Source organism: Burkholderia sp. R-40 (genome assembly GCF_049942845.1).
GTDB lineage: Bacteria > Pseudomonadota > Gammaproteobacteria > Burkholderiales > Burkholderiaceae > Burkholderia > Burkholderia ambifaria.
This window is the reverse complement of record NZ_CP187968.1, coordinates 672,408-689,985: the sequence shown is the minus strand read 5'-3', so window position 1 is coordinate 689,985 and position 17,578 is coordinate 672,408. Positions and strand designations below refer to the sequence as shown.

Sequence of the window (17,578 nt, the reverse complement as noted above, 5' to 3'; positions counted from 1 at the left end):
CGAACAGTCGCGCGTGCTTGCCTACACTTGTTGCATCGAAACGAAAGGTCGGTCGCCGCACGCGGCCGCGGGAGACAGCAGCGCCATGGACGAGCTTTACACCGAAGACCAGCGGATGATCCGCGACGCCGCGCGCGCGTTTGCCACGGAGGTGCTGGCCCCGAACGCCGCGCAGTGGGACCACGACGCGCACCTGCCCGACGCCGTCGTCGCGCAGCTCGGCGAACTCGGCCTGCTCGGGATGATCGTGCCGCAGGAACTGGGCGGCGCGTATACGGATTACGTCGCCTACGCGCTGGCGATGGAGGAGATCGCCGCCGGCGACGCCGCGTGCGCGACGATGATGAGCGTGCACAACTCGGTCGGCTGCGGGCCGATCCTCGGCTTCGGCACGCCCGCGCAGAAGGATCGCTGGCTGGCCGAGATGGCGGCGGGCCGCATCATCGGCGCGTTCTGCCTGACCGAGCCGCAGGCCGGCTCCGAGGCGCACAACCTGCGCACGCGGGCGGAACTGCGCGACGGCAAGTGGGTGCTGAACGGCGCGAAGCAGTTCGTGACCAACGGCCAGCGCGCCGGCGTCGCGATCGTTTTTGCCATGACCGACCCGGAAGCCGGCAAGCGCGGCATTTCCGCGTTCCTGGTGCCGACCGACACGCCGGGCTTCATCGTCGGCAAACCCGAGAAGAAGATGGGCATCCGCGCGTCCGACACGTGCGCGATCACGTTCGAGAACTGCGCGATTCCGGAAGAAAACCTGCTCGGCAATCGCGGCGAAGGGCTGAAGATCGCGCTGTCGAACCTCGAAGGCGGCCGGATCGGCATCGCCGCGCAGGCGCTCGGCATCGCGCGCGCCGCGTTCGACAAGGCGCGCCGCTATGCGGGCGAGCGCGTGCAGTTCGGCAAGCCGATCGCCGAGCATCAGGCGATTCAGCAGAAGCTCGCCGACATGGCCACCCAGATCAACGCGGCGCGCCTGCTCGTGCATCACGCGGCGAAACTGCGTACGGCCGGGCTGCCGTGCCTGTCGGAGGCGTCGCAGGCGAAGCTGTTCGCATCCGAGATGGCCGAGCGCGTGTGTTCCGACGCGATCCAGATCCACGGCGGCTACGGCTACCTCGCCGATTACGAAGTCGAGCGTCATTATCGCGATGCGCGCATCACGCAGATCTACGAAGGCACCAGCGAAGTGCAGCGGATGGTGATCGCGCGACAGCTTTGAGTCGCGGCGCTCGCTCCGTCGAATACCACGCGAACCGACAAGCAGGCAAACAGGCAGGGCACGAGGGCAGCGCGGCAAACGCGGCACGCAACGACGTGACCGTGCGCGGCGCAACAGGGAACCGGACGGGCGCTGCAGCGCCTGCGCCGGTCGACCGCTGGGCATGGAGACTGGAGACGACACGATGACAGTACAGGCATTCCTGGACGCACGCGACTTTCTGCTGCGCCATCGCACCGACTACGAAACCGCTTATCGCGACTTCGAATGGCCGGTGCTCGATGCGTTCAACTGGGCGCTCGACTACTTCGACCCGATGGCGCGCGGCAACGACCAGCCCGCGCTGTGGATCGTCGACGCGGCAACCGGGACGGGCGACCCGTATTCGTTCGCTCAGATGTCCGAGCGCTCGTCGCGGATCGCGAACTGGCTGCGCGGCATCGGCGTCGTGCGCGGCGACCGGATCCTGCTGATGCTGCCGAACCGCGTCGAGCTGTGGGACGCGATGCTCGCCGCGATGAAGCTCGGCGCGATCGTGCTGCCCGCGACCACCCAGCTATCGGCCGACGACGTGCGCGACCGCGTGCAGATCGGCGGCGCGACCTACGCGATCGTCGACGAGAACGAAACCGCGAAGTTCGAACAGGCCGATCTCGGCCTGAGGCGCAAGATCGTCGCCGGCGCGCCGCGCGACGGCTGGCTTGCGATGAATGACGGCTACGCGGCGAGCGACGTGTTCACCCCCGACGCCGTCACGCAGTCGAACGAAACGATGCTGCTGTACTTCACGTCGGGCACGACGTCGAAGCCGAAGCTGGTCGAGCATACGCACCGCACCTATCCGGTCGGGCACCTGTCGACGATGTACTGGGTCGGCCTGCAGCCGGGCGACATCCACTGGAACATCAGCTCGCCGGGCTGGGCGAAGCACGCGTGGAGCTGCTTCTTCGCGCCGTGGAATGCGCAGGCGTGCGTGTTCGCGTTCAACTACGCGCGCTTCGAGCCGAAGGTCGTGCTCGATGCGCTCGTCAAATACCGGGTGACCACGCTGTGCGCGCCGCCGACCGTGTGGCGGATGCTCGTGCAGCAGCCGCTCGCGTCGTTCGAGGTGAAGCTGCGCGAGATCGTCGGCGCGGGCGAGCCGCTCAATCCCGAGATCATCGAGCGCGTGAAGAAGGCGTGGGGCATCACGATTCGCGACGGCTACGGCCAGACCGAGACGACCTGCCTGATCGGCAACACGCCGGGCCAGCCGGTGGTCGCCGGGTCGATGGGGCGGCCGCTGCCGGGCTACCGGATCGCGCTGCTCGACCCGGACGGCGCGCCCGTCAGCGAAGGCGAGGTCGCGCTGCCGATCGGCGCGGGCGCATCGCGCCCGGTCGGGCTGATGAACGGCTATGCGAACAATCCCGACGCGACGGCCCATGCGATGCGCGACGGCCATTACCGCACGTCGGACATCGCGATGCGCGGCGACGACGGCTACTACGTGTACATCGGCCGCGCGGACGACGTGTTCAAGTCGTCCGACTACCGGCTGAGCCCGTTCGAGCTGGAAAGCGTGCTGATCGAGCATCCTGCGATCGCGGAGGCGGCCGTCGTGCCGAGCCCGGACCCGGTGCGGCTGTCGGTGCCGAAAACCTTTATCACGCTGCGCCAGGGCTACGAGGAAAGCCCGGCGCTCGCGCTGGAGATCTTCCGCTTCTCGCGCGAGAAGCTCGCGCCGTACAAGCGCATCCGCCGCCTGCAGTTCGCCGAACTGCCGAAGACCATCTCGGGGAAGATCCGCCGCGTCGAGCTGCGCCGCCGCGAGATCGAGCGCGGCGACGATGCGACGACGCGCATGCCCGGCGAATACTGGGAAGAAGATTTCGCCGCCGAACTGAAATGACCGGCCGCGGGCCGCGCGCGCCGCATCCCGCGGCGGCCGCCCGCAACTGGATTGAACCGGCCGCGCGGCATCGGCGCTGCGCGGTCCACAGCAAGGAGATTGCATCGATGAACGCGAATCCGACGCCCCGCACGGGGCAAGACGTGCCGACGGTCAAGCTGCTGATCGACGGCGCTTTCCTCGAGTCCACCACGAGCGAGTGGCGCGACATCGTCAACCCGGCGACCCAGCAGGTGCTCGCGCGCGTGCCGTTCGCGACCGTCGCGGAAGTCGACGCGGCCGTGCAGGCCGCGCAGGAGGCGTATGCGACATGGAAGAACACGCCGATCGCCGCGCGCATGCGCATCATGCTGAAGTTCCAGGATCTCGTGCGCGCGAACCTGCAGCGCATCGCGAAGACGCTGACCGCCGAGCAGGGCAAGACGCTGCCCGACGCCGAAGGCGACATCTTCCGCGGCCTCGAGGTGGTCGAGCACGCATGCTCGATCGGCACGCTGCAGCTCGGCGAGTTCGCCGAAAACGTCGCGGGCGGCGTCGACACGTACACGCTGCGCCAGCCGCTCGGCGTATGCGCGGGCATCACGCCGTTCAACTTCCCCGCGATGATCCCGCTGTGGATGTTCCCGATGGCGATCGTGTGCGGCAACACGTTCGTGCTGAAGCCGTCCGAGCAGGACCCGATGTCGACGATGGAGCTCGTCGAGCTCGCGATCGAGGCCGGCGTGCCGAAGGGCGTGCTGAACGTCGTGCACGGCGGCAAGGAAGTGGTTGATGCGATCTGCACGCATCCGCTCGTGAAGGCGATCTCGTTCGTCGGCTCGACGGCCGTCGGCACGCACGTGTACAACCTCGGCAGCCAGCACGGCAAGCGCGTGCAGGCGATGATGGGCGCGAAGAACCACGCGATCCTGCTGCCCGACGCGAACCGCGAGCAGGCGATCAATGCGCTGGTCGGCGCGGGCTTCGGCGCGGCCGGCCAGCGCTGCATGGCGACCTCCGTCGCGGTGCTGGTCGGTCGCGCGCGCGACTGGCTGCCGGACATCGTCGCGAAGGCGCAGACGCTGAAGGTCAACGCGGGCTCGCAAGCGGGCACGGACGTCGGGCCGGTCGTGTCGCGCGGCGCGAAGGCGCGCATCCTGTCGTTGATCGACGCCGGCATCAAGGAAGGCGCGAAGCTCGAGCTCGACGGCCGCGACGTGAAGGTCGCCGGCTTCGAGGAAGGCAACTTCATCGGGCCGACGATCTTTTCGGGCGTGAAGCCCGAGATGACGGTCTACACCCATGAAATCTTCGGGCCGGTGCTGGTCGTGATGGAAGTCGACACGCTCGACGAAGCGATCGCGCTCGTCAACGCGAACCCGATGGGCAACGGCGTGGGCATCTTCACGCAAAGCGGCGCGGCCGCGCGCAAGTTCCAGAGCGAGATCGACGTCGGCCAGGTCGGCATCAACATCCCGATTCCGGTGCCGGTGCCGTTCTTCAGCTTCACCGGCTCGCGCGGCTCGAAGCTCGGCGATCTCGGCCCGTACGGCAAGCAGGTCGTGCAGTTTTACACGCAGACGAAGACGGTCACCGCGCGCTGGTTCGACGACGACACGACGGCCGGCCCGGTAAACACGACGATCCGGCTGCACTGAGCGGCGGAGGAGACGAACATGAAGATCGGTTTTATCGGACTGGGCCACATGGGTGCGCCGATGGCGCTGAACCTGCTGAAGGCTGGCCATGAAGTGCATGCGTTCGACCTGAGCGCCGATGCATTGCGCGCGCTGCAGGACGCCGGCGCGCAGGCGGCCGCGTCGCCGCGCGATGCGGCCTCGGGCGCGACGTTCGTGATCACGATGCTGCCGGCCGCGCCGCATGTGCGCTCCGTGCTCGCCGGTGAAAACGGCGTGCTGGCCGGCCTCGACGCCGGCGCGACCGTGATCGATTCGAGCACGATCGACCCGGCGAGCGCGCAGGCGTTCGGCGCGCTCGTGCGCGAGCACGGCGGCGCGTTCGTCGATGCGCCGGTGTCGGGCGGCACCGGCGGCGCGGCGGCCGGCACGCTGACCTTCATGGTCGGCGGCAGCGACGCCGATTTCGAGCGCGTGAAGCCCGTGCTCGCCGGCATGGGCAAGAACATCGTCCACTGCGGCGCGACGGGAATGGGGCAGGTCGCGAAGGTCTGCAACAACCTCGTGCTCGGCATCTCGATGGCGGCCGTATCGGAGGCGATGTCGCTCGGCGTCGCGCTCGGCATCGACCCGAAGGTGCTGGCCGGCATCGTCAACACGTCGACGGGCCGCTGCTGGAGCTCGGACACCTACAACCCGTATCCGGGCGTGATCGCCACCGCGCCGTCGTCGCGCGGCTACAGCGGCGGCTTCGGCACCGACCTGATGCTGAAGGATCTCGGCCTCGCGAACGACGCCGCGAAGCAGGCGCGCCAGCCCGTCTATCTCGGCGCGCTCGCGCAGCAGCTGTACCAGGCGATGAGCAGCCGCGGCGACGGGCAACTCGATTTCTCGGCGGTGATCCGCCTGTACCAACCGGCCACGAAGAAGGACGCCTCATGATCGAACTGGACTACGTCGACGACGGCGCGATCGCGTGCGCGACGCTCAAGCGTCCGCCCGCGAACGCCTTTACCGCCGACGGGCTGCGGCAGCTGCAGGACACCGTCGCCGAGCTGAACGCGAACCCGCGCGTGCGCGCGCTGGTGATCACCGGCGACGGCCCGAAGTTCTTCAGCGCGGGCGCCGACCTGAACACGTTCGCCGATGGCGACCGCGCGGTCGCGCGCGCGATGGCCGCGCGCTTCGGCGCGGCGTTCGAGGCGCTGCATGACGCGCGGGTCGTGACGATCGCGGCGATCAACGGCTATGCGATGGGCGGTGGCCTCGAATGCGCGCTCGCGTGCGACCTGCGGATCGCCGAGACGCACGCGCAGATGGCGCTGCCCGAACCGTCGGTCGGCCTGCTGCCGTGCGGGCTCGGCACGCAGACGCTGCCCTGGCTCGTAGGCGAAGGCTGGGCGAAGAAGATCATCCTGGCCGGCACGCGCGTCGACGCGGCGACGGCGCTCAGGATCGGCCTCGTCGAGGACGTGGTCGAGCGCGGCACGGCACGCGATGCGGCGCTGGCGCTCGCGCGCAACGTCGCGCGGCAAAGCCCGCATGCGGTGGCATACAGCAAGGAGCTGATCGGCCTCGCACGCCGCGGCGTGCCGCGCAGCGCGGCGCTCGCGGTCGAGCGCGAGCGCTTCGTCGACCTGTTCGACACGAACGATCCGCGCGAAGGCGTGGCCGCGTTTCTCGGCAAGCGCGCGCCGCAATGGCACACCGATGGGGAGGCGCAACCATGAGCACGCCGGTCACGACTCACGACAGCGTCGCGCAACCCGCGCCGGAGGTGCTGTTCCGCGTGGTGAACCGCGTGGCGCTGATCACGCTGAACCGGCCGGCCGCGCTCAATGCGTTGTCCTATCCGATGATCGGCGAGCTCGCCGCGCTGCTCGAGCGTTGCCGCACCGACGATCAGATCGTCGCGGTCGTGCTGCGCGGCGCGGGCGAGAAGGGCTTCTGCGCGGGTGGCGACGTGCGTGCGCTGTACCGGATGGTCGCGCAGCGCGAGACCTGGCTGCCGTTCTTCGTCGACGAATACCGGCTCGACCATGCGATCCACACGTTCCCGAAGCCGGTGGTCGCGCTGATGGACGGCGTGACGATGGGCGGCGGGATGGGGCTCGCGCAAGGCGCGGCGCTGCGTGTCGCGACCGAGCGTAGCAAGATCGCGATGCCGGAGACGCGCATCGGCCTCGTGCCTGACGTCGGCGCGACGCATTTCCTGTCGCGCATGCCGGTCGAGCTCGAACTGTACGTGGGGTTGACGGGCGCGATGCTGTCGGGCGCCGACGCGCTGAGCGCGAAGCTCGCGGACCTGTGCGTGCCGTCGTCGTGGCTCGATACGTTCGAGACGCGCATCGAGAGCGTCAAGTGGGACGGCGATGTGCTGCCGGCGCTGCGCAAGGTGTTCGAGCCGCCGTGCAACGTCGTGCCGCATGCCGTGCTCGACACGCAGATGGCGTGGATCGTCCGGCACTTCGACAAGCGCTCGACCGTCGAGCGGATCGTCGCGACGCTGAAGCAGGATCTTGTGCGCGACGAGCTGTCGCGCGAGCATCGTCAATGGCTGCAGGCGACGCTCGATGCGCTCGCCGGCCATTCGCCGACGATGCTGTGCGTGACGCGCGAAGCGCTGCTGCGCGGCCGCCAGATGACGCTGGCCGAGTCGTTCCGGATGGAGCTCGGCATCGTGGCGCGCGCGATCGAGGAGGGCGACTTCTGCGAAGGCGTGCGCGCGCATCTCGTCGACAAGGATCGCAAGCCGCGCTGGGCGCCGGCGTCGCTCGTCGAGCTGCGCGCCGAGCGCGTGCGGCATTTCCTGACCTCGCCGTGGAAGCTGTTCGCGCATCCGCTCGCCGATCTCGGCGCGGCGTGATGTTCCGACACGCCCGGGTGGCGTGTCGGTTTCAGCGCATTTCCAGTCTTCTCGCCTGCGCTCAGCGCTCGATCATCGGCGGTACCGCCTGCACGAGCGCGTCGATCACGCAGCGCGTCTTGCGCGGCAGATAGCGCGTTTTCGGCCAGATCGCGTGGATGTCGCCTTCGCACACGAAGCAGCGGTCGAGTACGACGACCATCTCGCCGCGCTTCACGTAATGATCGAGCAGCCAGCTCGGCAGCCACGCGATTCCGAACCCTGCCGCACCGGCCGCCGCGATCGCCTGCACGTCGTCGAAGCTGAGCTGATGCTGCATGTCGACGCGCACGGTCGAGCCGTCCGGCGCGCGCAGGTCCCACGGCTGCGCGACGCCCGAGCGTGAATACGCGATCGTCCGGTGATTCCGCAGGTCGTCGAGCGATTGCGGCATCCCGTAGCGCGCGAGATACGACGGCGCTGCGCCGAGGCTGCCGTACTGCGTGCCGAGCCGCCGCACCGCGAGGCTCGTGCTATCCGCCAGCGTGCCGATCCGTATCGCTAGATCGATCCCTTCCTCGACCAGATCGACGAAACGGTCGGTGATCGACACGTCGATCCGCAGGTGCGGATACGTGCGTGCGAGATCGAGCACGATCGGCGTCACGCAGTGATGCCCGAACGCGAGCGGCACGCTCAGCCGCAGCTTGCCGCGCGCTTCGTTGCGGCCGCAATCGAGATCGGCTTCCGCCGCTTCGAGTTCCGACAGCGCGCGCACGCAGCGGTCGTAATACGCCTGGCCATCGTCGGTCAGGCTCTGGCTGCGCGTCGTGCGTTGCAGCAGTCGCGCGCCGAGCCGCTTCTCGAGCCGCGCGATCGCCTTGCCGACCGCCGAGCGCGTCATGTCGAGCCGTTCCGCGGCAAGCGCGAAGCTGCCGGATTCCACTACCTGGACGAAGGTCGTGACGCCGTCGAGTCTGTCAGTCATGGCGGGTTGCGGTGATTGAGTCCTGTAGTTCCCCAGTCTGGAGAAAAGGGTGCGTCAATGGGGAGGGGAATTCTCACTATAGTACCGATTCCCGTCCAGCGTGCGTTGCCGGCCGCACGCGGCGAATCGTTCTTACCTGGAGGCGCGCGGCCCGTTGCGGGTCGTCGCGCAATACGCATGACGCTATCCGACTCCCGCAGGAATGCGGTCGCGCTCGCGGCCGTCTGTCTCACGTCGTTGATGTTCGGCCTCGAGATCTCGAGCGTGCCGGTGATCCTGCCGACGCTCGAACACGTGCTGCACGGCGACTTCAACGGCATGCAGTGGATCATGAACGCGTACACGATCGCGTGCACCACGGTGCTGATGGCGGCCGGCACGCTCGCCGACCGCTTCGGCCGCAAGCGCGTGTACGTGATCGGCACCGTGCTGTTCGGCGCGACGTCGTTGCTGTGCGGGCTCGCGCCGAACGTGCCGGTGCTCGTGGCCGGCCGGCTGCTGCAGGGCGCGAGCGGCGGCGCGATGCTGATCTGCCAGATCGCGGTGCTGTCGCACCAGTTCCGCGAAGGGCGCGAGCGCGGCCGCGCGTTCGGGATCTGGGGAATCGTGTTCGGGATCGGTCTCGGCTTCGGGCCGATCGTCGGCGGCGCGATCGTCGCACTGGCGAGCTGGCCGTGGGTGTTTCTCGTCCACGCGCCGCTCGCGGCCGTCGCGCTCGTGCTGATCGGCGGCGCGGTGCAGGAGTCGCGCGATCCGCATGCGGGCACGCTCGACGTCGCGGGTATCGTCACGCTGTCGCTCGCCGTGCTCGGCCTCGCGTTCTATATCACCCAAAGCGCGGAACTGGGGCTCACGAGCGCGGCCGGCCTCGGCGTGCTCGGCGCGACCGTGCTTGCGCTGGCGGGCTTCGTCGTCGCGGAGCGCGTGAGCGCGCGGCCGATGTTCGACTTCTCCGTGTTCCGGATTCGCGCGTTCACCGGCGCGATCTTCGGCTCGATGGGGATGAACTTCAGTTTCTGGCCGTTCATGATCTACCTGCCGATCTGGTTCCAGGTCGCGCTTGGGTACGACAGCGTGACGGCCGGCCTCGCGCTGCTCGCGTACACGCTGCCGACGCTGGTCGCGCCGCCGTTCGGCGAGCGGCTCGCGCTGCGCTACGGGCCCGGCGTCGTCATTCCGGGCGGCCTGTTCACGATCGCGGCCGGTTTCGCGCTGATGCGGATCGGCAGCGGCGTCGACCACGCGAGCTGGCTCACGATGCTGCCCGGCTGCCTGATCGCCGGCATCGGGCTCGGGCTGACCAACACGCCGGTCACGAACACGACGACGGGCGCGGTGCCGGGTTCGCGGGCCGGGATGGCGTCCGGCATCGACATGAGCGCGCGGATGATCTCGCTCGCGCTGAATATCGCGACGATGGGGTTCGTGCTGGTCGCGGGGATCGTCGCGAGCCTGAAGGCGGGGGTTGCGGGGGCGGTCGATGCGGGGGTGTTGCGCACGCTGGCGCAGCAGATCGCGTCGGGCCGCACCGACGGGTTGCAGGCGATTGCGCCCGCGCTCGCGCAGGCCGACCCGAACGGCACCGCGCTGCACGCGGCGCTCGTGCACGGGTTCGGCTGGGTGATGGTGTATGGCGCGGCCGGCGTGGCCGTGCTCGCGACCGCGAGCGCGGTGGCGTTCGCGCCGGTGGGGCGGAGGGGGGCGGTGTGTGAATGATGTCGTGCGTAGCCGGGCCGATGGGGCTGGCGCATGACAAGCGTTAAAGGGGCGTTGCCCGTATCAGGGTTTGGGCGATGCTGACGTCAGCTTGCTTTTCAATGATGCCGCTCGAGCAAAGTTTCTCGAATCGATGATAAAGGAAGATGTCCCCGGGGAATGCTTGCTTCTCTGAAGCAAGTTTTTCCATTATGCGCAATGCGACTATTGGAGATGGCTCCCATTGCCCGGTTATGGCGTCGGTGAGGTATTGGTCGAAGTGCGATGACGGGAGCGACTGGATTTTTCCGGTGCGGCCGATCAGCCTAAAATCCGCATTTTCGGCGGTTAGGACATCCCATTCCCGGATGTAATGGCTGATGTCGCTCGCCTTTTTCTCAACGGCATCGTCGAGAAAAATCGCGATATCGTGAAAATCCTCAGCAGCGGCGTCCGGCGCGCTTTCGGGACCCGGAATCAAGGAAAATTCTTGCACTGCTTGAAAACTCACCCAATGTATGAAGCTCGCATATTCATCTGACGCCAACGGGTTCACCCATGCAAAAATTTTGGCACCCTTGCTGAGAGCTGGGATGTTTGTCGATAAATTTTCGGGAACGTAGCCAAAATTCTCGGAGAACCATGCCGACAGCGTTTTGGTGTTGCGCTCCTGGAGCGGGCCGAGATGCCAGTCTCCGTCAATAAGAACACACGATCCCGTCAAGCTTCCATTTGAAATTGCAGTTGAAACGGCATCGAAGGAGCGCTTCGAGAATGTCGCGTGAACGACATGTTGATGATGCTTGTTTTGAATCATTCGAGCTCCCCGATTTCAGTTCAAGCAATCCCCGCATCGCGTCATGCCGGTAGGGCTGTCCGGCCTGCCGCCCTACCGTTCGATGCGTATTGTGTAAAGAGCAGGGTAGATTTTCGACGGATGATTTTTCAAGTATCTATTTTTGTGAAAGGGGGCAATTGTTGCAGACTGTCATATTGTCAATTTTGTTAAATTAAATTGAGAATCTCCGTCCGCCGGATTTACCGCGCCGCATAGCGGCTAGAGATGTACCGAACCGGTGAGGGCAGTTATATGAACACCGTCCGGTATCCACTACCGCTGCGCGGCAACGATCGCCATCATCGGCCGGTCGCGTTCCTCGTCCAGCGAGGGCATCGCATCGACCTGTTCCGGCGTCGGCCCCCACTCGTTCAGGTGCGTGAGCGTGAAGCCGCTGCCGATCAGCAGGTTCACGAGCGTGCCGAGCGTGCGATGCTGCTTGACGACGCCCGGCGCGAGCCAGTCGGTCACGCGTTCGCCTTCGCGCTGATAACCATCGAGCGGCCACGAGCGCTTGCCCTGCGAATCGACCACGAAGCCGGGCCGCCGGGGCGCCGTATAGATCGGATGCTCGATCGAGAACACGAGCCGCCCGCCCGGCACGAGCGCGCGGTGGATCGTACGCAGCAGCGTGTCGAGATGTGCGATGTAGTGGAACGCGAGCGAGCTGTACGCGAGATCGAACGTGGCATCGGGCAGCGCGAGCGTTTCGAGGTCGGCGCGGCGGTACGTGATCGCCGGGTGCGCGGCCGTCGACGCCGCGCGTTCGAGCATGCGTTCGGACACGTCGATACCGAGCACGCTCGCCGCGCCCTGTTCGGCCGCCCAGCGGCTGAACCAGCCATAGCCGCAGCCGAGGTCGAGCACGTTGGCGCCGCGCAGCGCCGGCAGCAGCGCGCGCAGCGCGGGCCATTCGGGCGCACCGGCGAGCCCGTGCACCGAGCGGTTCAGGCGGCTGTAGCCTTCGAAGAAGGCGGGATCGTCATAGATGTTCTGCGTCATGCGGCGAGCCTCGCGCAAATGCGGCGCGCGGTGCCGCGCGGCCGCCGGTTCCGCGAGCTTACGCGCCGTCGCCGCGTGCGTCGATCCGGCGTTGCGTGTCCGCGTCGACGATCGCGCGGATCGCGTCGAACAGCGGCGACGCGTCGGTGTAGCGCCGCCCGTAGCCGAGGTTGAACGCGTAGTCGAAGTCGGGCGGGTTGCTGCCTTGGTTGTGCTGCAGGATCGTCTCCAGCTTGTCGAGCGCCTTCGCGGCGCGCGCTTCCGGTGATTCGGCCGCCTCGTATTCATCCCACAGCGCGACGATCTCGTCGCGCAGCGCGCGATCGAGCCCGGCAGTGAGCGTCAGCAGGTCGTCGCGTTCGTGCGTGCTCTTGTCCGGATGCGCGGCCTGCTCGATCGCGGGGATGTCGCCGTGCAGCGCTTCGCCGAGATCGTGGACGACGCACAATTTCAGCAGCTTCGTCGTGTCGACGTCGGGCAGCGCATCGGCGAACACGAGCGCCATCAGGCAGAGGCGCCAGCTGTGCTCGGCCGTGCTTTCGCGACGGCCCGTCGACGTGTGGCCGCTGCGCAGCACGTCTTTCAGGCGTTCGGCTTCGCGCAGGAAATCGAGCCGCGCGTGAATCGTGTCGAGGTTCATCGTTGGCGCAATGCGTGAATGGAGCCGTCAAGCGTACGCCGAGCGGACGCCCCGCGTCCACGCATGAAATATGCGTGGCGCGCCGGGGCCCGGCGACTGGCGCACGTGCTATAGCGTTTCGACGAGCCGCGCGGCGGAGCCATCCGACAGCGTCATGCGCGTCCACCGGCAGGTGCTGCCGCGAATCGGCACGACGCGCGACGCATTGGTGCCGGTCGCGAATTCGACGCTCGGCGGCCCCGCGCGATCGTGCCAGCCGAGCGGGTCGAGCGCGGCTTCCATGCGGACGATTTCCGGCGACGCATAGCGCCACAGCGAGGTACCGAGCAACATCGGCAGCGGCCGCGAGAACTCGGCCGCGCGCGACGGCGAGCAGGCGAGCAAACGGTGCGTGAGGTCGCACACGAGATGCGTGCGGGCCGTGCTGCTCGCGATCAGCCGCGCGAGCGCGTGGTCGCCGGCCGAATCGAGACGCGCGGCAAGCAGCCGCTCGGCCGTCGCGCGCTCGTCGGGCGACATCTGCTGGATGCCGGCTTCCCAGCGCGAGATCGTCGATTGCGCGACGCCGAACAGCTCGGCCGCATGGCTCTGCTTCACGCGGCGCAGCGTGCGCCAGCGCTTGAGTTGCGGGCCGAGCGGCGGGGTGTGAAGCGGCGAGATCGTCATGTCGATGCTCCGGTTTGCGTTCGTGGTGCGAGCGCGTGCATGGCAGGCGAGCGTCACCGTCGCCGTGGCCGTTACATGATCCGCAGGCCGCCGTTCGCCTCGATCGCGATGACCGCGATCGGCAAGAGCACGATGCCGCCCAGCACGAGCACGCCGTCGGCGGCGACCGTGACCGGCGTCGCGAGGATCCGCAAGCCCATGCCGACCACGGACGGCGATTCCCTGACGTACACGGTGTACGGGTGGTTGAACGCTTGTGCGGCGTTGTCCTTGTCCTTGGCCTTGTAGGCGAAACCTTCGGTCGAGTAGCGCTTGCCGCCGATGTCGCCTTCGAGCACGAGCCCGGCCTGCGCAGCGGTGAAGCCGTCGGCGGTCGCGGCCTGTTGATCGTCCGCCGATGCGTTCTTCGGCAACAGAATCCGGTAGTGGCCGGTCACGCCGCTGCCGTTCCCACGAAAGTCGGTGAACTCGGTGCGCAGCGACTTCCGGTAGCCGGACTGCAGCACGGGCCGCAGCGAGGCTGGCAGATCGAAGATGTAATGGTAATCCTGGCCGAGGACGACGAGTTTCTTGCCGTCTTCGGTGATCATGAACGCGGACACTTGTTCGTGGTACGCGCTCTCTTTGTACAGCTTCGGCGTGAAGCAGCCGGACAGCGGGAGGCTGGCCGCAGCCATGCCGGCGGCCAGCAGGCGCCGGCGCGTGATCGAAATGCGCATTTCTTGTTGTTCCGTCTTTGCGGTTTAAGGTGGCTTTCGCCCTCGGAGCGGCGATTCTCGCGTATCCGGCGCGCGTTGTCGAACGGGAAATCTGTTGCGGCAACGCTGCCGATCGTGCCGTGTCTTGCAGCATGCCGTGGCGTCCGAAGCAGCCGGACACGTTTTCGGCAGGCTTTCAACCGGCCTCGTCATATCTTATTATTCGGCCAGAGCGGCGCGCGCCGGCCGCCATCGGTCATGCCGACGCATGACGTGCCGGCCAGCATTCCCCGCCTTCCGGCTTGCGCATCGCACGGCGCGCGGTCGGCACGACAGGAGACGCGTGGCCAGCGCGTATCCCGAAAAAATGATACGAGGGCGCAATGGTACGACTGGTCTTGCTGCTGCTGGGCATCGAATATCTGCGAACGCGCTGGCGCGGGCTGACCGTGCTGGGCTGGCTGTGGGTCGTCGCGGGCGTCGGCATCTTCATCGACGCGCTCGACGGCGCGCTGCATTTTCCGATCGAACTGTTCGCGTGGCTGTTCCTGATCGAGGGGCTCGCGACGCTCGCGGTGGCCGGCAGCGGCGTCGGCGGGCAGCGCATCCTGCGCTACGTGAAGGGCATCGCGGTCGTGGTGGCCGCCGGGCTCGTGTTCGCGGGCCATCATCACGGCCACTTCCTGCTGTCGATGATCTTCGGCACGCTGTTCCTCGTCGACGGGTTGCTGCAGTGCACGTCCGCATGGATGGTGCGTTACCGGCGCTGGAACGTCGCGTTCGCATGGGGCGTCGTCGAGATCCTGCTCGCGATCTTCTTCTATCAGCCGTACCCGACCCACTATGCGGGCACCGTGCCGTACTGCCTCGGCCTGCTGCTGATGTTCGGCGGGATGCACATGCTGAGCCTCGCCGCGCGGGTGCGGCGGCTCACGCGCAACCCCGCGTTCGTGACGTCGCCGGCGCCCGCGATCGTGCCCGACATCGACACGGCGCCCGACGTTCCGCGCTTCACGCAATCCGAATGGGACGGCCCGCCGGCCGATCACGAGCGCGCGCTCACCGTGCACGTGTGGACGCCCACCGGCACGTCGAAGGCCGAAGCGCAGCGCTACCCGGTGATCGACCGCTACATCGCGGCGGTGGACGTCAACGGCGTGATCTCGACCGGCCATGCGGCGCTGGAGTCGCCCGAGGGCATCTACATCAGCCTGTATCCGGCCGTCGAGATCGATCGTTCTCCGGACGAATTCACGCGGCTGCTGCGCGCGACGCGCGAGAACGACGTGCCCGGGTTGTTCCAGCCCGACTATGCGACCGAATCGAAGGCGTGGTGTCCGTCGACCGTGCGCGTGCGGATCCGCAACTACGATCCGGCGAAGCTGGACGCCTTCTGGTCGTCGTACCGGCAGACCGTGACGTACAACCTCACGCACCGCAACTGCTCGAGCACCGTGTCGAACGCGCTCGAGGCGGCACTCGACGGCGCGGTGTGGCGGCTCAAGGGCGAGCGGGCAGGGTGGGGGGCGTTCGTCCGGCTGTTGCTCACGCCCGAGCTATGGGTCGCCGCCCAGATCCGCAAGCGCGCGGTGACGATGGCCTGGACGCCCGGGCTCACGCTCGACTATGCGCGGGCGCTCAGCATGCTCGCCGATCCGCGGCCGTTCGCGTGGTGGAAGGTCGCGCGCTCGGCCGTGACGGCGATCATCGCGTCGCGCCGCGCGTGGCGTGAGCAGGACAGCGCGGCGTTGTCACCGGGTGGATCGGAAGCCGCGTCGGCGAAATAACCGCGTGGCGCCGCACCGAGGCTTCGATCGGCGAATCCGCACTGCGCCGCTTCACGAATTCCTTGGTCCACCTTCATATTGATGCCATGTTGCGTCGGCAACAATCGCGGGCAGACATTCGACAATCTTGCGGCGCATCCCGCGACCGCAAGCCTTTTCCGAGGAAACGCCATGCTCAAGACGCTCGCCCGCGCCGCGGCCGCACTCGCCGTCGCATCCGCCTCGCTGCACGCCACCGCGCAGACCAGCTACGACTACCTGTTGCTCGCGGCTTCGTGGGAGCCCGGCTTCTGCGCGTCGCACGATACACCGGAGTGTACGAACCTCGCCGGCACGTATGCGGCGACGAGCCTGTCGCTGCATGGCCTGTGGCCGAACCGGTATGACGGCAACCAGCCGTTCTACTGCGGCGTGCCGCAGAGCGACATCGATCTCGACAACGCGCACCAGTGGTGCAGCATGGACGCGTATCCGGTGAGCACCGCGACCCGCAACACGCTGTCGACCTACATGCCGGGCGTGGCGTCGTGTCTCGACAAGCACGAATGGTTCAAGCACGGCACCTGCTCGAATTCGGCCACGCCGGACACTTACTGGAACGAGGCGACCGGCATGATCAGCCGGCTCGGCAACACGTCGTTCAACACGTTCCTGCAGGCGAACGCGGGCAAGGTGGTGACGCGCAACCAGTTGCTGTCCGCGTTCGAGGGCGCGTTCGGCAGCAACACGCGCAGCGCGGTGTCGCTGAAGTGCACGAAGACCAACGGCGTCAGCTATTTCACGGAAGCGTGGATCGCGGTGAAGACGACCGCGACCTCGCAGTTTCCGAGCGCGGCGTCGCTCGTGACGGACGGCAATACGCAGGGCACGTGCCCGACGTCGGGCGTGTATATCGCGAAGTAAACGCACGAAGTCACGCAGGATGTGCCGGCCGGGAGCGTTCCGGCCGGCGCGGCTTGGGCGTTGCGCGTCTACGCGAGCAAGTGCAACGCATCGTCGAGCGACAGCACCGTCGTGCGCGTGTCGAACGCCGTCGCGAACAGATGCTCGTGCACGACCTGATCCGGGTCGTAGCAGCAGTCCTTCACCGTATACAGCCGGAAATCCGCATCGCTTGCGTGCGCAACCGACGACAGTACGACGCCGGTCGACGCAATCCCGACCAGGATCAGCGTATCGATACCCTGCGCGACGAGTTGCGCCTGCAGGTCGGTGCCGAAGAACACGCTCGCACGATGCGCGGCGATCAGCGGCTCGCTGTCCAGCCGGCCGAGCTCCGGGCACGGGCCGTCGTCCACGAAAAGGCCGAGCTGCTTGATCCCCTGGCCGTTCTTGTTGCGCGCACTGACTTCCGGATAGCCGGGGCTGAAGCGGAGATTGGCGAAGCAGACGTGGACGCCGCCGGCCCGCGCCGCATCGCACAGCTTGCGCGTGTTGGCGAGCAGGGTGGGCGCGACCGACGGAAAGAGCCCGAGGATGTCGGTCTGGTAATGCATGACGACCAGCGCGGTTTGCGCCGGCACGATCGGTGGAATTGACGCGTGCGTGTGGGTATCCGTGCCTGCGTGGTCAGTGGCTGCGCGATCTGAAGCGTGTTCCGGTTGCATGACTGATGCTCTCCCAAAAGTCACTTCGGTAGGTTCGGAAAATCGACCGCTGCGAGGATGTCGTCGACCATTCTAGTGGGCAGGCA

Annotated in this window: 16 protein-coding genes; 9 read left to right on the top strand and 7 right to left on the bottom strand. The window is 67.3% G+C overall.

The window, feature by feature from the left end:
• Positions 1 to 85: 85 nt before the first annotated feature.
• From ACP26O_RS19465 to ACP26O_RS19440, 6 genes are all read left to right on the top strand, one after another.
• Positions 86 to 1,219: an acyl-CoA dehydrogenase family protein gene (locus ACP26O_RS19465; protein WP_006753001.1), complete on the top strand. Its 1,134-nt coding sequence runs from the start codon at positions 86 to 88 to the stop codon at positions 1,217 to 1,219.
• Positions 1,220 to 1,403: 184 nt separating this feature from the next.
• Positions 1,404 to 3,110, top strand: coding sequence for an AMP-binding protein (locus ACP26O_RS19460; RefSeq protein WP_175663410.1), 1,707 nt, complete (start codon positions 1,404 to 1,406; stop codon positions 3,108 to 3,110).
• Positions 3,111 to 3,217: 107 nt separating this feature from the next.
• Positions 3,218 to 4,747, top strand: coding sequence for a CoA-acylating methylmalonate-semialdehyde dehydrogenase (locus ACP26O_RS19455; RefSeq protein ID WP_011659364.1), 1,530 nt, complete (start codon positions 3,218 to 3,220; stop codon positions 4,745 to 4,747).
• 18 nt (positions 4,748 to 4,765) lie between these two features.
• Entirely contained in the window at positions 4,766 to 5,668 is a 903-nt protein-coding gene (mmsB, locus tag ACP26O_RS19450) for a 3-hydroxyisobutyrate dehydrogenase (protein WP_006761413.1), read from the top strand.
• Positions 5,665 to 6,456, top strand: coding sequence for an enoyl-CoA hydratase (locus tag ACP26O_RS19445; protein ID WP_165753557.1), 792 nt, complete (start codon positions 5,665 to 5,667; stop codon positions 6,454 to 6,456). The genes mmsB and ACP26O_RS19445 overlap by 4 nt, the downstream gene beginning before the upstream one ends.
• Complete coding sequence (locus ACP26O_RS19440; RefSeq protein ID WP_175663411.1) at positions 6,453 to 7,592, top strand: enoyl-CoA hydratase/isomerase family protein; 1,140 nt, start codon at positions 6,453 to 6,455, stop codon at positions 7,590 to 7,592. Before ACP26O_RS19445 ends, ACP26O_RS19440 begins: the two co-directional genes overlap by 4 nt.
• Positions 7,593 to 7,653: 61 nt before the next feature.
• Here ACP26O_RS19440 and ACP26O_RS19435 read toward each other — a convergent pair whose 3' ends face one another.
• On the bottom strand, positions 7,654 to 8,559 hold the full coding sequence (locus tag ACP26O_RS19435; RefSeq protein ID WP_175663412.1) for a LysR family transcriptional regulator: 906 nt from the start codon (positions 8,557 to 8,559) through the stop codon (positions 7,654 to 7,656).
• 177 nt (positions 8,560 to 8,736) lie between these two features.
• On the opposite strand from ACP26O_RS19435, the gene ACP26O_RS19430 reads away from it, so the two are divergent.
• Complete coding sequence (locus ACP26O_RS19430) at positions 8,737 to 10,275, top strand: MFS transporter (RefSeq protein WP_175663413.1); 1,539 nt, start codon at positions 8,737 to 8,739, stop codon at positions 10,273 to 10,275.
• A gap of 43 nt (positions 10,276 to 10,318) precedes the next feature.
• On the opposite strand, the gene ACP26O_RS19425 is transcribed toward ACP26O_RS19430, so the two are convergent.
• The 5 genes from ACP26O_RS19425 to ACP26O_RS19405 all read right to left on the bottom strand — a co-directional run bounded on the left by ACP26O_RS19425 (position 10,319) and on the right by ACP26O_RS19405 (position 14,119).
• Positions 10,319 to 11,071 carry a DUF3658 domain-containing protein gene (locus ACP26O_RS19425; RefSeq protein WP_175663414.1) on the bottom strand — a complete coding sequence of 251 codons (753 nt, stop codon included), beginning with the start codon at positions 11,069 to 11,071 and terminating at the stop codon, positions 10,319 to 10,321.
• Between the two features lie 294 nt (positions 11,072 to 11,365).
• Positions 11,366 to 12,094: a class I SAM-dependent methyltransferase gene (locus ACP26O_RS19420; protein WP_175663415.1), complete on the bottom strand. Its 729-nt coding sequence runs from the start codon at positions 12,092 to 12,094 to the stop codon at positions 11,366 to 11,368.
• 58 nt (positions 12,095 to 12,152) lie between these two features.
• Positions 12,153 to 12,734, bottom strand: coding sequence for an HD domain-containing protein (locus ACP26O_RS19415; protein ID WP_175663416.1), 582 nt, complete (start codon positions 12,732 to 12,734; stop codon positions 12,153 to 12,155).
• Positions 12,735 to 12,842: 108 nt separating this feature from the next.
• The gene (locus tag ACP26O_RS19410; RefSeq protein WP_175663417.1) at positions 12,843 to 13,400 is read right to left on the bottom strand and encodes a helix-turn-helix domain-containing protein; all 558 of its coding nucleotides are present in this window, start codon (positions 13,398 to 13,400) and stop codon (positions 12,843 to 12,845) included.
• A 71-nt stretch (positions 13,401 to 13,471) separates the two neighbouring features.
• On the bottom strand, positions 13,472 to 14,119 hold the full coding sequence (locus ACP26O_RS19405) for a hypothetical protein (protein WP_175663418.1): 648 nt from the start codon (positions 14,117 to 14,119) through the stop codon (positions 13,472 to 13,474).
• A 362-nt stretch (positions 14,120 to 14,481) separates the two neighbouring features.
• On the opposite strand from ACP26O_RS19405, the gene ACP26O_RS19400 reads away from it, so the two are divergent.
• Both ACP26O_RS19400 and ACP26O_RS19395 read left to right on the top strand, forming a co-directional pair.
• Positions 14,482 to 15,885: an HdeD family acid-resistance protein gene (locus ACP26O_RS19400; protein WP_011659355.1), complete on the top strand. Its 1,404-nt coding sequence runs from the start codon at positions 14,482 to 14,484 to the stop codon at positions 15,883 to 15,885.
• Positions 15,886 to 16,056: 171 nt separating this feature from the next.
• Positions 16,057 to 16,788 (top strand): ribonuclease T2, encoded by a 732-nt coding sequence (locus tag ACP26O_RS19395; RefSeq protein ID WP_011659354.1) that lies wholly within the window; start codon positions 16,057 to 16,059, stop codon positions 16,786 to 16,788.
• Positions 16,789 to 16,856: 68 nt separating this feature from the next.
• Here the strand turns inward: ACP26O_RS19395 and ACP26O_RS19390 are convergent, their stop codons facing one another.
• The gene (locus ACP26O_RS19390; protein ID WP_175663419.1) at positions 16,857 to 17,492 is read right to left on the bottom strand and encodes an isochorismatase family cysteine hydrolase; all 636 of its coding nucleotides are present in this window, start codon (positions 17,490 to 17,492) and stop codon (positions 16,857 to 16,859) included.
• Between the last annotated feature and the right edge of the window lie 86 nt (positions 17,493 to 17,578).

Bases quoted from the DNA above. Each gene is read 5' to 3' on its own strand.
- ACP26O_RS19395 (WP_011659354.1), top strand. From the start codon at position 16,057: ATGCTCAAGACGCTCGCCCGCGCCGCGGCCGCACTCGCCGTCGCATCC.
- ACP26O_RS19440 (WP_175663411.1), top strand. From the start codon at position 6,453: ATGAGCACGCCGGTCACGACTCACGACAGCGTCGCGCAACCCGCGCCG.
- ACP26O_RS19430 (WP_175663413.1), top strand. From the start codon at position 8,737: ATGACGCTATCCGACTCCCGCAGGAATGCGGTCGCGCTCGCGGCCGTC.
- ACP26O_RS19420 (WP_175663415.1), bottom strand. From the start codon at position 12,094: ATGACGCAGAACATCTATGACGATCCCGCCTTCTTCGAAGGCTACAGC.
- ACP26O_RS19405 (WP_175663418.1), bottom strand. From the start codon at position 14,119: ATGCGCATTTCGATCACGCGCCGGCGCCTGCTGGCCGCCGGCATGGCT.
- ACP26O_RS19425 (WP_175663414.1), bottom strand. From the start codon at position 11,071: ATGATTCAAAACAAGCATCATCAACATGTCGTTCACGCGACATTCTCG.
- ACP26O_RS19410 (WP_175663417.1), bottom strand. From the start codon at position 13,400: ATGACGATCTCGCCGCTTCACACCCCGCCGCTCGGCCCGCAACTCAAG.
- ACP26O_RS19400 (WP_011659355.1), top strand. From the start codon at position 14,482: ATGGTACGACTGGTCTTGCTGCTGCTGGGCATCGAATATCTGCGAACG.
- ACP26O_RS19465 (WP_006753001.1), top strand. From the start codon at position 86: ATGGACGAGCTTTACACCGAAGACCAGCGGATGATCCGCGACGCCGCG.
- ACP26O_RS19415 (WP_175663416.1), bottom strand. From the start codon at position 12,734: ATGAACCTCGACACGATTCACGCGCGGCTCGATTTCCTGCGCGAAGCC.
- ACP26O_RS19460 (WP_175663410.1), top strand. From the start codon at position 1,404: ATGACAGTACAGGCATTCCTGGACGCACGCGACTTTCTGCTGCGCCAT.
- mmsB (WP_006761413.1), top strand. From the start codon at position 4,766: ATGAAGATCGGTTTTATCGGACTGGGCCACATGGGTGCGCCGATGGCG.
- ACP26O_RS19390 (WP_175663419.1), bottom strand. From the start codon at position 17,492: ATGCAACCGGAACACGCTTCAGATCGCGCAGCCACTGACCACGCAGGC.
- ACP26O_RS19445 (WP_165753557.1), top strand. From the start codon at position 5,665: ATGATCGAACTGGACTACGTCGACGACGGCGCGATCGCGTGCGCGACG.
- ACP26O_RS19435 (WP_175663412.1), bottom strand. From the start codon at position 8,559: ATGACTGACAGACTCGACGGCGTCACGACCTTCGTCCAGGTAGTGGAA.
- ACP26O_RS19455 (WP_011659364.1), top strand. From the start codon at position 3,218: ATGAACGCGAATCCGACGCCCCGCACGGGGCAAGACGTGCCGACGGTC.